The sequence below is a fragment of the Clostridium sardiniense genome (assembly GCF_050584765.1).
GTDB classification, from domain to species: domain Bacteria; phylum Bacillota; class Clostridia; order Clostridiales; family Clostridiaceae; genus Clostridium; species Clostridium sardiniense_A.
The window spans coordinates 894,354-913,988 of sequence record NZ_JBNOOR010000001.1 but is presented as its reverse complement, the minus strand read 5'-3'; the positions used below and the strand labels follow the sequence as shown (position 1 = coordinate 913,988).

The window sequence follows — 19,635 nt, the reverse complement described above, 5'->3', positions numbered from 1 at the left end:
ATCATGTTTTGATTACCCATCATATTTTGGTTATCCATCATGTTTTGATTACCCATCATGTTTTGATTACCCATCATATTTTGGTTATCCATCATGTTTTGATTACCCATCATGTTTTGATTACCCATCATGTTTTGATTACCCATCATATTCTGATTACCCATCATATTTTGGTTATCCATCATGTTTTGATTGCCCATCATATTTTGGTTATCCATCATGTTTTGATTGCCCATCATATTTTGGTTATTCATCATATTTTGGTTATTCATCATATTTTGGTTATTCATCATATTTTGGTTATTCATCATATTTGGATTATTCATCATGTTTTGGTTATCCATCATATTTTGATTATCCATCATCTCTTCATTGCCCATCATATTAACATCATTATTCATGCTTCTCAATTCTCCTTAAATATTTATTTAAACAATCTAGAAAAAATACTGTTATTTGTAGGTTCAAGCTTTTTATATTTTGATTTGTAATTCATTTCTTCTAATCTAATTATATTTACTCTATCTTTTCTTATAATTTTACATATATTATATAATCCTGATGGGTTGAAGATGACTATATCGATTCCTGCAATATGTAAATACGCAAGTAACCTTGTCATATCATCATTAATTTCATCTTCTCCATTTAAGTATATAACTATCTTTGGAATATTTGATGTAAAATCAAAGTTATCAATTAATCTAACAATATTTTTATTTAAAGAAATTACTAAAACCAATAATTTCAAAATTGTATTTTTATCCAGTGGTTCTACAAACAATGTTTTATCTAATATTACCTCATTAAATTTATTTAAAAGTAGATCCTGAACTTCTATACTATATTTAGAAAATTTATATATTGGAAGTTTCTTTATCTCTTCAATATCAAATGTTCCATCACTTAATTGACAGAACATTAGTTGAAACATATCATCTGTAACTTCCACATCTTCTGATATATCGCCATTATTAAAAAATAAGGTGTTTGTAGAATCTGTACAGTGCTTTACTAATTTATAATATTTATCTTTATCTAAATATTCCCCATCAAACTTTTGGAAAAAACATGGAACTTTAACTGTTTCAGTTGATGTTTTAAATCCTTCTCTTAATTTTGCTGGTTCATTCCAATATATAAATATATCTTCATCTATTCCATTTAATAATACACTTTTTGTATATTTCCCTCTAAATTGCCAAGGGACATACATTCCTGTATTAGTAAATAATTCTTCTCTTACATCTCTTTGAAGCTTTTTAGTTAAAGTCTCATTATTTTCTATTACTCTTCCCATTGAAGTTCTTTCACTAAAACTTTTAACATCTAGTATGTTCATTTTCTTAATTTCTGTGCTAATCTTATCTGTATCAATTCCTTCAAAATATTCTTCTTTTAACGGATTAATATAGATTACATCAAAATTCATTAAATATAAAATCATTAAAAAATATACTTCATGTCTTTCTATATTCCCATAAAAAATACACTTTGGATTTATATCATCATTAAAATTAATTTCTCTTAAATAGGAATATGCCCAAACAATCAACTTTGTAATGAAATTATTTCTTACGTTATCACTAAAGAAATTTTCATTTTTAATTGAAAGTGGAATAACATAATCCATAGCTTTTAAAAATATATTATTAACCTGACTATCATTAAATATAATAATATCCTCATTGGCCATATTGTATATATTCATAGAAGATAATTCATTATATATATACTCAATAAGTTCCATCTCTCCATTTAAAGGAATTCCATTATCAAAAATTAATTTTCTATCAGAAATTTCATCACACTTCACTTCAATAGTTTTTAACAAATTATCATAGTTTTCAGTATCTTCTACCCCTATAAATCTATAAAAATATGGTCTGAATTCACCATTATTTCTTCTATCATATTTGCTTCTAAACATAGAGTGAATTATAGTCTGTAAATTTATAGTCATTATGATCACTCCTCCCATGCATAATTATATTTTATAACAATATATCCAATAATATCAATATTTTATTCCTTAATTTACATATGACTTTCTAATATATCTAAAATATCTTCTGTAGAATATATACCATCTTTCTCTGTAATTATGGCATCATCATGTTTAAATATACTATGCTTTGGGAGAATACATATGCCTCTCCTTGTGAATTCAATATCAACTTCACTATCTCCAGCTGTAAATACATTATTTATATCAAACTTTTCTATAATGTAATCAACAGCATGTATCTTATCTATTTTCTCATGTATTATAAAAATCTTAACTCCTATTTGCATTACTTTATAAGGTGATTTAAAATATTTAATCAAAATACCTGAACCTTCTTTGGCGTCAATAACAGTTTCACATTTTACCGTAATATAAAAATCTTCTATATTTCTAATTTCTATATTTTTTATGTTTAAACTTTTAATAAGTTCTATACTGTCTTCTACCTCTTCTTTTTTAACTAAACTTTTCATTTTCAAGTCCCACTCATGGTCTAATATTCCATCCCTATATATTTGAGCTCCATTTGTACATATAATAAGTTTAGGATTATATTCTTTTATAAAATTAATTCTTAAAGTCTGATCTATATTTCTCATAGTACAAGGTATAAATTCAATAACCTTTTCTTTTAGCATATCTTGAAGTTTGTTATAACTTTTTTCTGTCATATAAGTTATTTCCCTCTCCCCTATATGCTCAACACATTTAAATCCTTTATTTTTTGAATGTACTATAGTTCTATCTAAGTCTGTTATAAAATTTATTTTCCCCATATCTTTGCATTCCCCTTTTAATTTATTATTTTATAATAGCAATACATTCATAATGGGTTTTATCATATTTTAAAATTTTAACATCCTTTTCTTTTGAAAGCTGAATTATATGTCTTACATCTCTATCTTCTATATCTTTTATTAATATACATCTAACCTTTCTTCTTAAAAGGGCTCTAGATGCTTCTCCAACACTAAGCTTTATCTTATTTATATCAGCTACGTCAAACTCTTCTCTTACATCTTGTACAATTTTTTCTGCCGTTTTCTCTCTTTTATATTTCTCTATATCGTAATTTTCTACTTTAAAGCATTCTTCAATTTTCTTTATAAATTCATTTGAAAAATCATATTCTTCTAAATAATCTAAGTATTTAGCTCCATGAAAATCATCTTCATTAATATATTTATCATTATGAATAGTTCTGCTTATAAGTCCACTTACAGTAGAGTTTAAGCAACAATTTGGAATTGCTATATCTTTTCTAGTTCCACATACTGTACATAGCATAGCAGGGTCAGCTATAGCAGCTAGTCCACTCGAAACATTTTCTCCAAACTCTCTATTGAATAATTCTATTGATTTATCTAATTCCTTAGTTATTGATCCCTTTCCAGTCCATCCATCAACAAATTGTATCAATCCATCTTTATGCTCTTTTAATATAAATTTCAAAGCATTAAAATCTATTCCCTTACCTCTAATTATAGATATACTATAGTGTGGTATATCTATTTTATATTTAAATTTAATGTACTTTTTAATAAGTATTCCAAAAGGAGTTCCTGCTCTTGCAAGAGATACTATTACTAAATTCTCACCCTTTTCTTTAAATATAGTATCTGAAATTATTTCTACATATTTTGCTACTTCTTCTTTTTTATCCTCTAAAAGACTTAAAAATATCTCTGTCATTTCTTTGCTTGGTATGCTTTCCTTGGAAATAAATTCTGAATAATTTATTCCACTATTTATAAGTCTCTCTTTCTCTTCAACTGTAATCTCATTTATCTCTTCAGATAAATCTTTTAAAAGAAATACTACGTCTTCTTTATAGCTGCTCTTAACTAATCTCATAGCTTCCTCCCAATCTATACTTTATATATAAGTATATTTGATGTTAATTTTATATTTAAATCATTTTCTGTAATAAGAATAACCTTATCATATCTCTTTTCAATATCTTCTTTGTTGTACATATAATACTTAACACCAGAATCATAAAATACATGTGCAGTCTTTATTGGATATTCATATATATTCTCACAAAATATAGGACTTCTTGTAGTAGATTTAAAATAAGTATCATTTTTCAAATATGATGCGATCTTACTAGGTATATAAATATTTTCTCCATGCCCTAGAACTAAGATTTTATCACTATCTTTTATATCATTTTCAATGGTTTTGGCTATACTTTCGCATTTCTTATCTAAAAGAACAATGTCTTTTTGATTTACTCCAAATCTTCCACTATCTTTATAGTAATCTACATTTTCATCTTCACTTTTAATCTGAATTCTATCTAACATATGAAGATTCTTTGCTGCCGTTTTTTCCTCTATTTCATTATCTATGTAATTATAGAATACACTATTGTCATTTATACTTATATTTCCACTTATAAGTGATAACACTTCTATATCTATTCCTTTTTCAAAGGCTAAAGAATCCATTAATTCTTTATTTAATGAATTTCTCCAATCTAATATACTAAGTATTGTGTATTTCTTTATTGAAGTTACATTAGATAATTCTCTTATAATATTGATCATTGATTTTCCAGTTGTTATCTCATCATCTACTAATATCATTCTATCTTTATTAATTACATCTTCTTTTGACATTGGAAAACACTTATGCATTGTTGCATGAGAATGCTCCTCTTCAAAATTAACAAGAGATTTAATTTCTGTTATATTCTCTCTAGTTGTTGTTAAATAATAAGAGTCTTCTATTGATGAAGCAACTGCCATCCCAAGTCCTGTTGCAGTTTCTGCAAATCCTAGTACACAAACCTTCTCACCTTTAGTATTAAATGTAAAATTATCAATGACTTCTTTAATATGCTCATCAATATCATTAGGATATTTTATATATGATAATACATCTTTTAGATCTTCTAATTCTTCACTAGATGGCTTGTACGCAAGAGAGGCAAGAAGAATTCCTATTGCCTTACATACGTCTGCTTTTACTTCAATATGTTTTCCAAGCACTTTACTAATAAATAGAAAATTTCTAAGCTTATTATTTATTCTCTTACCCATAACTATTAGATCATCTAAATTAATATCATATACATTTTTATCTATATTTATATCTATACTCATAATACTCCTATACCATCTCTTTCTCTAATAAATCATAATTAGATATACCTTCATTTAATACGCCAAAAGCTTCTGCCCTAAGCATTATTTTTCTTCCCCAATTTAAATGTGGTAAAACCTCATTCATTTTATTATCATTTTTCCCTTTAAAAACTCCACCTACATTAGAATTTTCTATTATGTTTGTTGCATCAATATATTCCTCATAAGTTACAACATACATTGAGTTTACATATTTCACTTGTGTTGGATGTATAACTGTTTTTCCTAAGAATCCATTTACTTTATCAAGTTCAATTTCTTTTAGTAAGCCTTGTACCTCTTTTGAATTTATATCTTTTGAAAAATACTCAAATACTGGAGCTGAAATAATATAATTATCAGTGTTTCTTGTAAAAAAGTTTAAAATATCAGTTAAACAATCAGAAACTACCATTAAATCATATATTGACGTGTTCACAGTTCTTCTTAAAGAGAATTTAGAAGAAAAATCTGTTCCTCCAACTCTTATATTCAATATTAAATCCTTATATGGCTCTAATAATAATTTAATTCTATCTAATTCTAAATATCTAAATTCCTTATATATAACCTTTTCATCTTCAATGATAGGCATTCCATATAATACTGTTTCATATTTATCATTTAACTTTTTTAAATGGCAAAAATATTCCTCTCCATTACTTGAATTGAACTTTGGAAATATAAATCCTGCCAAAATATTAGTATGATCTTTTGTTAGATTACTTGAAAATTTCTTAAATTGATCTATACTTCTAACCCTTAAAAATATTAAAGGTAAATCTTCATCATTTAAATCCCCTTCTTTTAAAAGCTTGCATACATCGCCAAAAAGCTTCAATACATTCTCTTCTGCAAGATTAACTTCACTTTCCTTAGTTGCATCTTCAAAGCAAAGAGTTATACAGCCTATGTTTTCAAACTTTTTATTTTTTATTTTTTCCAAAATATTTTTTGTGGCGCTCATATACATATTCGCCCCTAAACAATACTTTAAAATTTCTTTATCTGTATATTTATTAAAATTTCTTGGTTCTTTGTAGAATACTCCCTTTAAATTCTCATTAAAATACTTCACTTAATCTAGCCTTCTTTCATATAAATGATAAAATACAAAGCCGATCTATAGAATAATTTATATAGACCGACTCTCTTTATTTACATATACTTTTTGAATTAATGTCCGTTATTCATCTCTGTCTAGTATAGATTTTATCTTTTCATTTTTTTCATCATATGATATTATTTTGATTTCATATTGTTTCTCTATATTTTTTATTTCATCAAAATAGATAACTTTATTTTCATGAACTTTCAATTTTTTAAAGTACTCATCTTTATTTATTATATCCATAGCAAGAGCTTTATCTAATTTTTCCTTCTCTGTCTCAAACTGTTCTTTTACCTTTTTCTTTTCTTGAAGGATTAATTTATCATTTAATTCCTTTGATGCTTCTATTACTTTAGCCTTAATCTCTTCTCTTTTAGCTATTTTTGAATCTAAAGTATTTAAAACATCATCAATATTAAATGTTCCAATTTCATTATTTAAATTTTTATGTTCTACAAATCTTTCCCCAATCTCTGCATAAGCTGATTTTATCTCTAGATTTAAACATTTTATTTCCTTTTCCATAACATTTATCTTATCTTGCTCTCTAGTAGTAACTACAATAGTATTAGCTAAATCCGATACATTTTTCCCTATAGATTCAGTCACATTCTTAATATTTTTAAATAACACCTCTCATACCTCCAATTATATAAATATAAAGTCTAAATACCCACTTTATTTAGTATCAATTTTACCATAATGTATACATTAAGTATATATTATACTTTTATGATTATTATTAACTTAAATCAGCAAAATAAAAAAAGTAAGATTATAATATTCAAAAGTTTATCATAATCTCACTTTTTTACTTTATTTCCTATTTATTATGTAATATTAAATTATAGTAACTATAATACCTTGAATTAACCCTATAATTCCCCCTAAGAAAAAACCTAATATTTCTATATGCTTTAACTCTTTCTTAGCCACACTTATTATAATTCTTTCAAGTTCTAAAAGATCTAATTCATTTACCTTCTCTTCTACTATTTTTTCTATGTCTATTCTTTCTTTAACTTTTAGAATCATCTTTTCTTCTACTTCTTCTAAAGCACCATCAACTTCTTCATTTATGATTTTATCTATGGGACCTTGTACCATCATTCTAAAAGGTGCAGGTATAAAGTCCATCTTTTCATTTACTAAATTTCTTATTTTATCTTTTATGTAATTATTTAAATCTTCTTTATCACTCTCATTTATAGATAAATTGATTATATCATCTACTGATAATAATTCCTTTGAAACAACTTCTCCAATATTCTTTGCTATTTCTTTTTTTCTTTTTGGTATAAGTCCTATTATTTCTATATTTAGTATTGGTATTATTATTGGATTTATTGGCCTAAACATTAGCTTTATAGCTAAAACATTTGTAATCCATCCTATAATCCCACCAACTAAAGCTAGTACAATTATTAAAACTATTGTATTCATTTATAGTCCCTCCTAATAAAATTTCACATTATATAGATTACAATAATCTTAAAAATTAGTCTACTAACAATTTAATTAAGATAAAATTTTTAAAAGAGATAGAATCTTATTACTTTTTTATCAATATTAAATTTAAGTCATATATTTAATTAAATTTTTACTATAATTTCCTTTAAATGAAATATTTTAATTATTTGTGTTATAATATAGCTATATCATATTGAAGGAGGCGTATGTAAATGGTGGAATTTAGCGTTCAAGTGCTATAGCAGTTCACTAAACAGTTTACTAAATATCGATATAAATATTAAAACTCTTAAGCTGCTTATACCTTGATAAAATCACTTATTATTTATAAAAGAAAAGAGGAATTTATTATGAATGAAAAAGCATTTAAGATAAGTAAAAGAAAGTCAAATGAAAAAACAAATAGAATAAGAAGAGAAGGACAGATACCTTGTATTATTTATGGAGAATCTTTAAGTGAGACTATCCCAGTAAAAATTCCATTTACTACTCTTTTAAGATTGTTCAAAGAAAATACTAGAGGTTCAATTATTCCATTAGATGTTGGTGGAGAAATTAAAAATTGTGTTGTAAAAGACATACAGAAAAATAATCTTGGAGAAGTTATTCATGTTGACTTCCAGTCTGTAGAACATAATGAAATTGTAAAAATGAAAATTCCCGTTAATTTCTTAGGTGAGGAAAGTCTAGAAAGTAAAAATTTAATATTTGAAATATGTACTCCAACCTTAGAATTCCATGGAAATGTAGAAAAAATACCAGAGCTAATTGAATATGATATTTCTGGTTTAAATTTTGAAGATAAAGTATTTGCTAAAGATATCTGTATCCCATCAGGTGTAGAATTAGTAACTGATCCAGATACAATTTTAGCTGTTGTAAATTCTTAAATATATTGAAGGAGCATGTACATAAGGTATACTTCACCTTATGTACATGCTCTTTATTTTATCTTTCTTAACTTAATTATTATATATTATTAGTAAATTTTCTACAGCTATTTTATTTTCCTCTAATTTATTCATAATTTCAAATCTACTTAATATCTTTTCATTTTTTATTTTATTAAAGAATTTATGAAACTCTTCATTTCCTCTATTTATTACTAATAGATTCTTTTTACATCTTGTAATTGCAGTATATATAAGCTCTGTATTTTCATCCTCTTTATCTATTATAAGAACTAGATTATCTATCTCCCACCCTTTAAAACTTTCAGTTGTACACATTTTAATTCCTTCCCCTTGTGCAAAGAAATTAAATCGTCTACTCTCTCTTAACACTTCCAACTTTTCCTTACTATTCCTAAGAGATGAAATATAAATAAATTCCTCTTTAGTTTCAAACATTCTTTCTACTTTTATAGAATATTTTTTTCTTGCATAATACTCCATTTCTCTAAGTTCATCTATGGAACCTCCAATAATGCAAGTGTCATCATAATTTATTTTCTTACTATCAAAAAACTTCTTACTAATATCAAATACATCTAAGTAACCTAATTTAATATTATACATATATCTTACTTCATCTTCATTTATTGCAAGTCCTATTTGTTCTTCAATCTCAATATTATCTAGTTCATATTTATTTAAAAAGAACTCTTTTTGAAATTCTCTAAGTAAATTTGCTATATTAGTTGATACTCTATATGATTTTGTAAGCTCATTCCATCTTCCCTTTATATTTGTTATAACTCTCTTTTTATCATCTAAAGCTCTATTATATATATTCTGCTTTTCATCTCCAAATATCACATATTCCCCATCTTCTTTTAAGAATACATCCTTTAATAAGTCTAACCACTCCCTCTTAAAGTCTTGAACTCCATCTATAAATATTGCATCATACTTATCTTCTTTTGATATAACCTCTTTAAATAATCTATAAATCTCATCATTTATAATATTTTCTAGGTTACTCTTTATTTCTATTCCACATTCATAAGCCTTTTGCTTGATAAACATATGAAAATGCACTATATCAAAAACATCCCAGTAAAAATTCTCTCTTACTTCTCCAATTTTATCTTTAATATAATTTCTTAATGTCATATTATAACTTAATATAAGTATTCTACATTTTCCTTTTTTTCTTATCGCTGCTCCAACTGCTCTATTTGCAAGTAATACTGTTTTTCCACTACCAGCTATACCTTTTATTTTTACATTTGCCCCTTTTTTACTTCTCATTAAGTTTCTTTTCTTTTTTTCTAATATAATAAATTTACCACATTCTCCTCCATGATACTTAACTCTACAGTTATCAAAACATTTTTCATATAACTTATCATCAAACAATTCATTTTCTATAAGACTAATTTTAATATCCTCTACAATATTAGAGTCCACTCCCCATATCTTAATAGACCTCATCTCTTTTGTATTATTGCTAAATTTAAGTTTTATTTCTTCTTCTGTTGAATTGTGAAAGTACACAGCTGTTTTTACTAAATCACTATAATTAGCATCAAATAAGGATTTCTTAGTTAATTCTTCTATATGATAGTTATACAAATTTTCCTTGTAGCCCATAACCTTTTCAAAAGGTGTTATAAGAGGAATCTCACTTTTATCTTTTGATATTATAACTCCATATGCTCCTGCATACCCACCATTTACATATACATATTCGTCAAGATTACATTCTTTAACTTCTATTATAATAATTCCTGCTCCTTTTTTTAATATAACAACTGATGGTCTATCTCCATTTATATTAGGTTTAAAAAATATATAAAAACTTTCATCTAAATTATCTCTTAAATATTCTACTAAGCTCACTTCTCCATCCTTAGGAATTAATGCAATTTCATCTATATTTTTTTGATATAAAATTGACATATAACTTCTCCCCCACACCATATCTTACAAATAATTATATTATTATATAATTTCTACTCCACACTCCAAATTCCTTCTTTAATTAGAAAAATTTGTAAACAATCCCGTAAAAAAATACCTTAAGAAGAAGAATCTATAAAAATTCGTCTTCTTAAGGCAGTTTACATCCTATGATAATCGATCTAAATCCGCTTCATTTTCTTTTATTATTTCTATAAAAACTTTTGCTATTTCTGGATCGAATTGAATTCCGCTAAATGCTTTCATCTCTTCAATTCCTTGCAAATAAGTTTTTCTTTTGTTGTAAGGTCTATTAGAAGTCATAGCATCAAAGCAGTCTACTACAGTTAATATTCTTGCAAGATAAGGTATTTCTTCTCCTTTTAGACCACAAGGATATCCAGTTCCATTATATTTTTCATGATGATGAAGAATAATTGGAGCAACATTTCTAAGAGACTTAACTGGCCTTATTATTTCAACCCCACTTTGTGGATGCTCTTTTAATATACTCCACTCTTCATTTGTTAGTGGCATTTTTTTTATTAAAATCTCTTTTGAGATGTTTATTTTACCTATATCATGCATGTAAGCTCCATATATTAATGTTCTCATATCATCTTCATTAAGTCCAAGTCTTTCTCCAAGAAGCCTACTATAAAATACTACTCTTTCTGAATGACCATAAGTATATCTATCTTTAGCATTAATTACACTTATTAATGCTTTTATTGATGTAACTAATTCTCCTTCTCCATCATCTATATCATCTTTTAATTCATCTAAGATTGAAGTATAACTTTCAACTCTATTTTTGTTAAAGAATTTTGCTCTATATAAGGCATCATCTGCACTTTTTACTAACTCTACATCGCTCTTTACTTTATCTGGGAAGATAGAGATACCTATTGATACAGTTAAATTTCCATTTGGTTGATTTTCTTGACCCTCAAAGTATGTGCTCTCTATATTGCTACGTATATTTTCTGCTATATCTGTAGCTTTATTTTCATCTGTATTAGGTAAAATTATAGAAAATTCTTCACCACCATATCTAGCAACAATATCACCATCTCTAGTTGTTTCCTTTAATATCTTCCCAATCTTCCTAAGTACCTTGTCTCCTTCTTGATGGCCATATAAATCATTATATTGCTTAAAATAATCTATATCTATAAATATCATAGAGACTTTACTATTTTCATTTTTTGCTTTATCTATTTCGTTGCTTAAAGTTTCATGAAAGTATCTATGATTATAAACTCCAGTTAAACCATCTTCATTAGCTAAATTTTTAAGTTTATCAATATGCTCTCTTTCTATCTTAACGTAAAATCCAAGTGGCCATGCTGTTAACATGAATATAGCTGATAATACTAAATCATTTTCAAAATATACATTTACATTACTTCCAGGCATGCTTAATAAGTCCATAACTAATATAATAATTGATGAAATTATTGAAACTACAATTCCATGTTTCATCCCTGATTGAATAGTAGTTGTTGTTATTATAAATAAGAATAAAATTTTATATTCACTGGTATTTGCACCAGAAATCACTATTGCTAAAGTAAATATTAAAATAAATATAGTAGTTTCAACTATCTGCACTATATTAGGCGTATTAGCACTTATTTTATTTGATGTAGAAAATGACCATAATATATATATAAATAGCATTAAAAATGTTAAGAATCCAACTCCTAATATGCTGTATTCTCTAAAAACATTATTAATTTCACTGTTCTCTTTAAAGAAGCATTGAAGTAAAATCATTCCTGTAAATAACAGGGATGCTAGTTTAACTATTGCTACTATATCATTTATTTGTTTGTATTTATTGCTTTCTATATCACTCATCTTTATTTATCCTCATATTTAAAAAGATCGGAATCTCCGATCTTTTTATCTTATTCTTCTCTTAAGCTCTTTGGCTCTTCTGGTTGATAAAAGTTCCATACGCAAGCTGATGTAGCTAAAGCTCCAGCAAATACAGTTGCTAGTGTAGCAACTCCCATTAATAGTTTACTATTGATTTTTTTCATTATTATACCCTCCTAGTTAAAGTATGTTTATTTTATTAAAAATAAAATCTAATTTACCTAATACTATATGTCCTAATTTAGTTAAAGAAAACACCTGCCATACTATACCTGAATAAATACACATACAGTATAAAAGTAATTTTATTGATTCCGAATTTTTGTATAAAGCTAATAAAGCAATAACTAATATTAAGTATATAGTTAAGACTATTATAGATTTTCGTTTTAATCTTTGTCTTCTTTCTAATTTCTTTATAGGTTTATTTGCACTATCTACAGGTGCTAATTTATATATTAAATAATACGAAACAACAAAAATTATTGCTCCAAAGATTAATACTCCATAAAATTCCATTACAAGCTTCGATATCATTAATGGCACAATAATACATATTAATGTACCAATAACTGTGCATGTAGTTGGTGTGCTAGCATGTACACCTCCTGAATATTTTCTTAAAATACTTATAGTAAAAGACATTATAAGAGCTTCAATTAATATATTAAATATTGCTCCGAAAATTATTACTAAAAGTATAGATATTCCAATCTGAAGCATACCAAATATTCCATAAGCAATTACCGCTCTTTTCTCTTCATCCCCATTTACTTCTTTTGCTATTTTATCTGCCAGTTTATTTGATATACTTTCTACGCTAAACACTTTGAATTCCTTTTCTATTATTTCTAATAAATTTATATGCTAATAATATTATTGTAAATATCATTAAAGATGGTAATCCATATATAGTTTTTAAAATAGTATCGCTAAATATTCTCTCCATCTCACTTGCACGTGTTAATTGAATTAATCCCATGTTTATTCCTTCAGAAATAAACATTAAAATAACCGTAAGTATTCCAGATCTTATTGAATCTATAATACTTATTTTATTTATTAAATTTGTAATAATTACAAGCACAATTATGTTAAGTATTGTATGTATTCCATAGCTAATAGGTAATGTTCTTACTAAGAATGTAGATACAGCTAAAATTAAACTAGAAATTATAAATTCCTTAAATTTAATTTTAGTATTAGAAAATATATGTATAGCAAAAATGAATAATACTCCTTCTGGAATACCCCTAACTATAAATTCAAAAAAAGATAAATGTAATGTCATTATCTTACCTCCAAAGCAGCCTTATAAACTAAAGATTTATTAATACTCTTTATAACATTAAATAGTATTATAAAAACATATACTCTTATAAATATATCACCAATACTTAAGATGCTGTATCCTAAATCAAATATATCCGTTAAGAATTTTAAATTTGTATTTGCATTGCCTAAAATATGTATATCATTAGCTCTAGCAAAAGAGTCAGGCCTTACATACCCAGTTATATATGATAATTTAGGAAATACTGGCATCATGCCCCCATTTGCCTTTATAGCTATATCATTTAATAATCCACCTATCATAAGCGATATTGATCCTATTATGGCACTTATATACTGATTGTATTTGAAAACCATAGGTAAATATGAACATATGTATATTATTTTTAATATTTCTCCATATTTTATGAATTCATAATTTCCCATGAATAAGTTTACTTGCATAATAATGTTTACGATTTCCGTTAAAAGTATAGGATAGATTGTCCAACTTTCAAACAATGGTTTTATCTTATATCCTTTTATTTTACAAACTATTAAAGCAATTAATATTGTCTCTAACATCTAAAATCCTCACTTTTGTTTATAATTTATAAGTCATTTATATTTCAATCTTCTTCTTATTATACTATGAACTTCTATATTTTTCTATATTATTTTCTTTTTAGATATCATTTTCATTAAATATAATTATCCAGTAGTTTACTTAAAAAAACATATAAAAAAACTTAATATATTTAAATAATTTAATACCATTGATATATTTTTTGTAACATTATTAATATTTTTTTTACAATTTTAACATACAAAAAAACACCAGATTTTTTTAATCTGATGTTTTTATACAACTATCTCTTTTTATAAGTTTAACTGGTAATACAATTTTTTTACTCATCTCTCTATTATCTTTTATTCTTTCAATTAATGTATTAACTGCAGTTTCTCCCATAAAATCAGTATAAACTTTAATAGTTGTAAGAGCAGGCGTTAAAAATTTTGCAGTTACAATATCATCAAATCCAATTATACTTATGTCATTTGGTATACTATATCCAGATTCCATTATAGCTTTATAAGCTCCTATTGCCATTGGATCACTAGCTATAAATACTGCTGTAGGTATGTCTTTATTAGATAACATATTTTTCATCAAGTCATATCCATCCTCTAAAGTAAAATTACCTTTATATACCCATTCATCTCTATAGTTATCTATACTTTCCATAAACTCTCTATAGGTCTTTTCTCTATAATTTATAAGCTCTACTCCATTAATATCATTGTGTGGGACCACCTTAGCCCCTATATATCCAATATTTCTATGTCCTAGTTCATATAAATATTTCATTGCACTATTAACACCATGCTTAAAATCAACTACTATAGAATCAAACTCCCATTCGTCTGGGGAAGAATCAACAAATGTTATATTTTTTGTTATTGCCTTTAATATTTTTATCTCATCTTCTTTAAAAATTCCAATAGCTATTATTCCATCTAATTCTTCTTCATTATTAAAACTATTATCTAAAATTTTATTTATGTAAAGAGATTTAAAATCTACATTTTCTTCATTACACTTTTTTTCTATAGCCATTCTTATAGATAAGAAGTATGGATCATTTAGCTCTTTGAGTTCCACAAAGCTACTTATAACTCCTATCTTATATGACTTTTCTTTTTTCTTTCTTTGCCTTATGGTAACATAATTCATTTCCTCGGCAATTTTAAGTACCTTTTTTCTTGTTTCTTCTGATACATTAAGTGTTTTATCTAAATTCAATATCCTAGATATTGTTGAGATTGATACTCCCGCTTCTTTTGCTATATCTTTAATTGTAGCCAAATTTTAGTCACCCCTTTTCTTAAAAGATATTATATAATAAATCCTTTTCACTATCAAAGTAATAGGGTAATATCAAAATATTACCCTATATTATACTTTATTTCATATTAATTTATTTCTGTTTTTAATACATCAATATATCTTTCCATTGCAGCTTTTCCATTATCATCCCATTTAAAGACTCCGCAATGTTCTAGCACTTTAGTAAATACTTCAGATACCTCATTATTTACTATTTCCTTCACATTCTCTTCATTGATTAAAGAATATTTTTTCTTTATATCATAAAACCACTCTAAATGACTTTTCATCATTTCCATGTTTGTTATTTTCTCATCATCTCTTAAAAGATTTTCTTTAATAGCTTCCAGTTCATCCTTTAATCTAGCTGGAAGAACAGCAAGTCCAAGTACTTCTATAAGTCCTATATTTTCTTTCTTTATATGATGAAGCTCTTCATGAGGATGGAATATACCATCAGGATGTTCTTCTGTAGTTCTATTGTTTCTAAGAACAAGATCCAATATATATTTTCCATCTTCAAATCTTCCAATTGGAGTAATTGTATTGTGTGGAGTTTTATTGCTATAAGCTAAGACATCTACACTTTCATCACTATATTCCCTCCAATGTTTTAGAATTTTCTCTGCAAGAATACTTAAATCCTTTCTGTCATCACCCTTTAATCTTAATACTGTTAAAGGCCACTTAATTATTGATAGATCTATATTTTCATAAGAAGGTATTTTGAATTTATATACATCCTCTGCTTTATTCATAGCAAATGTATAATTTCCTCCTTGATAATGATCATGAGTAAGTATTGAGCCACCAACTATAGGTAAATCTGCATTTGATCCAACAAAATAATGTGGAAATTTTTCTACAAACTCAAGTATTCTATCAAAAGTATTCTTATTTATAATCATAGGTACATGCTCTCCTGAGAAAACAATGCAATGCTCATTATAATATGCATAAGGTGAGTATTGAAGATACCAATCCTCTGAAGAAAGCTTCATTGGAATAACTCTAAGATTTTGTCTTGCAGGATGATTAACCCTTCCTCTATACCCCTCATTCTCCTTGCAAAGCAGACATTTTGGATAATTTGATGATGGTAAATTTTTTGCTGCTGCTATTGCTTTTGGATCCTTTTCAGGTTTTGAAAGATTAATAGTTATATCTAAATCTCCATAGTCTGTATTTGACTTCCAGACTATATTTTGAGCTATTCTATCTGTTCTTATATAATCACAAGCTTTACTTATATTATGGAAATATTCTGTAGCAAACTTTGGATTTTCATTATATTTAACCTTAAATTCTCTAATAACTTCTGATGGTCTTGGCATTAATATACCCATTATCTTTGTATCAAATAAATCTCTATATATTGGAGTATTTGATTCTAGTATCCCATTTTCATAAGCATAATCTAATAGATTATTTAAAATAGATGTTGGAGTATTTAAATTTTCATCTTCTACATCAACATACTCAAACTCATCTAAGTTAAATAAATCAATAAGGGAATTTCTTATAAATATTTTATCTTCATCTTTTATTAAGTTATTTTTAATTCCATATTGAACTAATCTTTCAATATTTCTATAGATACTCATAATATCCTCCTAAACTTCTCTAGTTCCACTTCCTATATTCGCAATATAAAAATCAGCATCATAACCTATCTTCTCTTTATATCCTTCACTTACATTTTTTATAAAGTTTTCTGCACAGTTTTTCTTAACTAAAGATACTGTACATCCTCCAAATCCAGCTCCTGTCATTCTTGATCCTAAAGTTCCTTCTTGATTCCAAGCAAGCTCTACTAATGTATCTAATTCAACACCAGTAACTTCATAATCATCTCTTAAAGAAATATGTGATGCATTCATAAGATCACCGAATGTCTTTAAATCATTCTCTTCTAACGCTTCCTTAGCTTTAAGTGTTCTTATATTTTCATAAACAGCATGTTTTGCTCTTTTTCTTCTTATATCATCTTTAATTAACTCTTTATTTTCTTCAAATTCTTCTATACTAAGCTCACCTAATGCATTAATATCTAATTTTGTTTTAAGCTCTTCTAATGCAGTCTCGCACTCACTTCTTCTTTCATTATATTTAGAGTCAGCAAGCCCTCTTCTTTTATTTGTATTTGCTATTATTAATACTTCATCCTTTAAATCAACTTTTGAATAATTATATTTTAATGTATTACAATCAAGTAATATTGCACTATTATCTTTTCCCATGCCTATAGCAAATTGATCCATTATTCCACAGTTAACACCTATAAATTTATTTTCAGCTTCTTGTGAATATTTAACTAAATAAACTCTATCTATATTAAGATCAAAAAGCTTGTCTAACATAACTGCTATAAGAAGTTCTAAAGATGCTGATGATGATAATCCTGCACCATTTGGAATATTCCCATCTATAACAACATCAAATCCTTTATCTATTTTATGGCCTTTTTTCTTTAAAACATCTATAACACCCTTTGGATAGTTAGCCCAATCATGCTCTTTTTCATATTTTATACCATCTAAGTCAAATTCTATAATTCCTAAATCTTTAAAGTTATTTGAAAACATTCTTATTTTTTTATCTTCTCTTAAAGAAATAGCTCCGTATGTACCAAAGCTAAGGGCACATGGAAATACATTCCCACCATTATAATCAGTATGCTCTCCAATTAAATTAACTCTTCCTGGTGAAAAAAATGCTCTTACACCTTCCTTGTTTCCAAAAATATTGTAAAACGTATTTAAAATTTCTTTTTTCATAATTTAACCCACCCTTTCAAAATATTTACTATATATTTATATAATATCATCACAAGAAAACATTTTCAATAAAGTTTTACTTATTTTTTACTATTATTTTTACTTGTTTTTTACTAATGATTTTACTTATTGTTTTTTAGCATTTTAACTATTTAAAATCATTTTTTAGATTTTAAAATATATTAATATAAGATTGCATACATAATATTAAGCTTATAAAAAAGGAGAGTTTTTATGAATTCTATAGAAAATAAATTTAATTCATTGAAAGAACTTATTGGAAATACTCCTCTTATAGAAATTTTATTTACTTATAAGGGTAAAGAGATGAAAATCTACACTAAACTAGAATACTATAATTACAGTGGAAGCATTAAAGATAGGATGGCTCTTTATATACTTGAAAAAGCCTATAAAGAAAATAAACTTAAACCATATGACAGAATAGTTGAAGCAACAAGCGGAAATACTGGTATTTCATTTGCATCAATAGGTAGTCTTTTAAATCATCCTGTTACTATTTTTATGCCTGAATGGATGAGTATTGAAAGACAAAACTTAATAAAAAATTTTGGTGCAGATATAAAGTTAGTTTCAAAACACGAAGGTGGTTTCTTACGCTGTATAGAACTTGCTAAAAGATTTGCTCTTACTAATAATAATGTTTTCTTACCATCTCAATTTGATAATAATGACAACATAATGGCTCACTATTTAACTACTGCACCTGAAATTTATAAGTCATTATCATCACACAATTTGACACCAAGTGCATTTGTTTCAGGGGTTGGTACAGGTGGAACTGTTATGGGGATAGCAAGATATCTTAAAGAGAGAGATTCAAGGATAAAAGTTCATCCTCTTGAACCAGCAAACTCTCCTACCCTTTCATATGGATATACTGGTTCATCACATAGAATACAAGGTATATCTGATGAATTCATTCCTAGAATAGTAAAATTATATGAATTAGATAGTATAGTTGATGTTTGGGATGGAGATGCAATTATAATGGCTCAGAAACTTTCAAAAGAACTTGGTCTTGGAGTTGGTATATCATCTGGTGCAAACTTTATTGGAGCATTAAAGCTATTATTAGAAGGAACTTCTGATTCTGTAGTTGTCACTGTATTCCCTGATGATAATAAAAAGTATTTATCTACTGATCTTATGAAAAATGAAGTATACTATACTAAATTCTTATCTAAAGATGTAGACTTATTATCTATTAAAACATTATAATATATAAAT

The 19,635-nt window shown here is 26.2% G+C and carries 19 protein-coding genes; 2 read left to right on the top strand and 17 right to left on the bottom strand.

Features of this window, described 5'->3' with window-relative positions; genetic code table 11:
- From ACQPUW_RS04365 to ACQPUW_RS04330, 8 genes are all read right to left on the bottom strand, one after another.
- Positions 1 to 401 (bottom strand): hypothetical protein (locus ACQPUW_RS04365; protein ID WP_430836279.1); only part of this gene is annotated, 401 nt, incomplete at its 3' end.
- A 23-nt stretch (positions 402 to 424) separates the two neighbouring features.
- Positions 425 to 1,963, bottom strand: coding sequence for a YceG family protein (locus ACQPUW_RS04360; RefSeq protein WP_430836278.1), 1,539 nt, complete (start codon positions 1,961 to 1,963; stop codon positions 425 to 427).
- Positions 1,964 to 2,037: 74 nt separating this feature from the next.
- On the bottom strand, positions 2,038 to 2,784 hold the full coding sequence (locus tag ACQPUW_RS04355) for an HAD family hydrolase (RefSeq protein WP_430836277.1): 747 nt from the start codon (positions 2,782 to 2,784) through the stop codon (positions 2,038 to 2,040).
- Positions 2,785 to 2,809: 25 nt separating this feature from the next.
- Positions 2,810 to 3,862: a cysteine protease StiP domain-containing protein gene (locus tag ACQPUW_RS04350; RefSeq protein ID WP_430836276.1), complete on the bottom strand. Its 1,053-nt coding sequence runs from the start codon at positions 3,860 to 3,862 to the stop codon at positions 2,810 to 2,812.
- Between the two features lie 14 nt (positions 3,863 to 3,876).
- Entirely contained in the window at positions 3,877 to 5,118 is a 1,242-nt protein-coding gene (locus ACQPUW_RS04345; protein ID WP_430836275.1) for a phosphoribosyltransferase domain-containing protein, read from the bottom strand.
- 7 nt (positions 5,119 to 5,125) lie between these two features.
- A complete protein-coding gene (locus ACQPUW_RS04340; protein ID WP_430836274.1) occupies positions 5,126 to 6,217 on the bottom strand; it encodes an HpcH/HpaI aldolase/citrate lyase family protein in 1,092 nt (363 codons plus the stop codon).
- A 108-nt stretch (positions 6,218 to 6,325) separates the two neighbouring features.
- Positions 6,326 to 6,883 carry a hypothetical protein gene (locus tag ACQPUW_RS04335; RefSeq protein WP_430836273.1) on the bottom strand — a complete coding sequence of 186 codons (558 nt, stop codon included), beginning with the start codon at positions 6,881 to 6,883 and terminating at the stop codon, positions 6,326 to 6,328.
- Between the two features lie 207 nt (positions 6,884 to 7,090).
- On the bottom strand, positions 7,091 to 7,693 hold the full coding sequence (locus tag ACQPUW_RS04330) for a DUF445 domain-containing protein (RefSeq protein WP_430836272.1): 603 nt from the start codon (positions 7,691 to 7,693) through the stop codon (positions 7,091 to 7,093).
- 377 nt (positions 7,694 to 8,070) lie between these two features.
- Here ACQPUW_RS04330 and ACQPUW_RS04325 point away from each other — a divergent pair, with 377 nt between their 5' ends.
- On the top strand, positions 8,071 to 8,610 hold the full coding sequence (locus ACQPUW_RS04325; RefSeq protein ID WP_430836271.1) for a 50S ribosomal protein L25: 540 nt from the start codon (positions 8,071 to 8,073) through the stop codon (positions 8,608 to 8,610).
- 72 nt (positions 8,611 to 8,682) lie between these two features.
- On the opposite strand, the gene ACQPUW_RS04320 is transcribed toward ACQPUW_RS04325, so the two are convergent.
- From ACQPUW_RS04320 to ACQPUW_RS04280, 9 genes are all read right to left on the bottom strand, one after another.
- Complete coding sequence (locus ACQPUW_RS04320) at positions 8,683 to 10,563, bottom strand: hypothetical protein (RefSeq protein ID WP_430836270.1); 1,881 nt, start codon at positions 10,561 to 10,563, stop codon at positions 8,683 to 8,685.
- 168 nt (positions 10,564 to 10,731) lie between these two features.
- Positions 10,732 to 12,426, bottom strand: coding sequence for a bifunctional diguanylate cyclase/phosphohydrolase (locus tag ACQPUW_RS04315; protein ID WP_430836269.1), 1,695 nt, complete (start codon positions 12,424 to 12,426; stop codon positions 10,732 to 10,734).
- A gap of 50 nt (positions 12,427 to 12,476) precedes the next feature.
- Positions 12,477 to 12,602, bottom strand: coding sequence for a cyclic lactone autoinducer peptide (locus ACQPUW_RS04310; RefSeq protein ID WP_430837274.1), 126 nt, complete (start codon positions 12,600 to 12,602; stop codon positions 12,477 to 12,479).
- 25 nt (positions 12,603 to 12,627) lie between these two features.
- Complete coding sequence (locus tag ACQPUW_RS04305; protein WP_430836268.1) at positions 12,628 to 13,275, bottom strand: accessory gene regulator ArgB-like protein; 648 nt, start codon at positions 13,273 to 13,275, stop codon at positions 12,628 to 12,630.
- Positions 13,268 to 13,738 carry a hypothetical protein gene (locus ACQPUW_RS04300; protein ID WP_430836267.1) on the bottom strand — a complete coding sequence of 157 codons (471 nt, stop codon included), beginning with the start codon at positions 13,736 to 13,738 and terminating at the stop codon, positions 13,268 to 13,270. Before ACQPUW_RS04300 ends, ACQPUW_RS04305 begins: the two co-directional genes overlap by 8 nt.
- Complete coding sequence (locus ACQPUW_RS04295) at positions 13,738 to 14,304, bottom strand: DUF5317 family protein (protein WP_430836266.1); 567 nt, start codon at positions 14,302 to 14,304, stop codon at positions 13,738 to 13,740. The genes ACQPUW_RS04300 and ACQPUW_RS04295 overlap by 1 nt, the downstream gene beginning before the upstream one ends.
- Before the next feature lie 262 nt (positions 14,305 to 14,566).
- Complete coding sequence (locus ACQPUW_RS04290; protein ID WP_430836265.1) at positions 14,567 to 15,586, bottom strand: LacI family DNA-binding transcriptional regulator; 1,020 nt, start codon at positions 15,584 to 15,586, stop codon at positions 14,567 to 14,569.
- 107 nt (positions 15,587 to 15,693) lie between these two features.
- Positions 15,694 to 17,211, bottom strand: a complete 1,518-nt coding sequence (galT, locus tag ACQPUW_RS04285; RefSeq protein WP_430836264.1) for a UDP-glucose--hexose-1-phosphate uridylyltransferase — start codon at positions 17,209 to 17,211, stop codon at positions 15,694 to 15,696.
- 9 nt (positions 17,212 to 17,220) lie between these two features.
- Entirely contained in the window at positions 17,221 to 18,384 is a 1,164-nt protein-coding gene (locus ACQPUW_RS04280; protein ID WP_430836263.1) for a galactokinase, read from the bottom strand.
- A 234-nt stretch (positions 18,385 to 18,618) separates the two neighbouring features.
- Between ACQPUW_RS04280 and ACQPUW_RS04275 the strand changes: the two genes are divergently transcribed.
- Positions 18,619 to 19,626 (top strand): PLP-dependent cysteine synthase family protein, encoded by a 1,008-nt coding sequence (locus tag ACQPUW_RS04275; RefSeq protein ID WP_430836262.1) that lies wholly within the window; start codon positions 18,619 to 18,621, stop codon positions 19,624 to 19,626.
- The last annotated feature ends 9 nt before the right edge of the window (positions 19,627 to 19,635 follow it).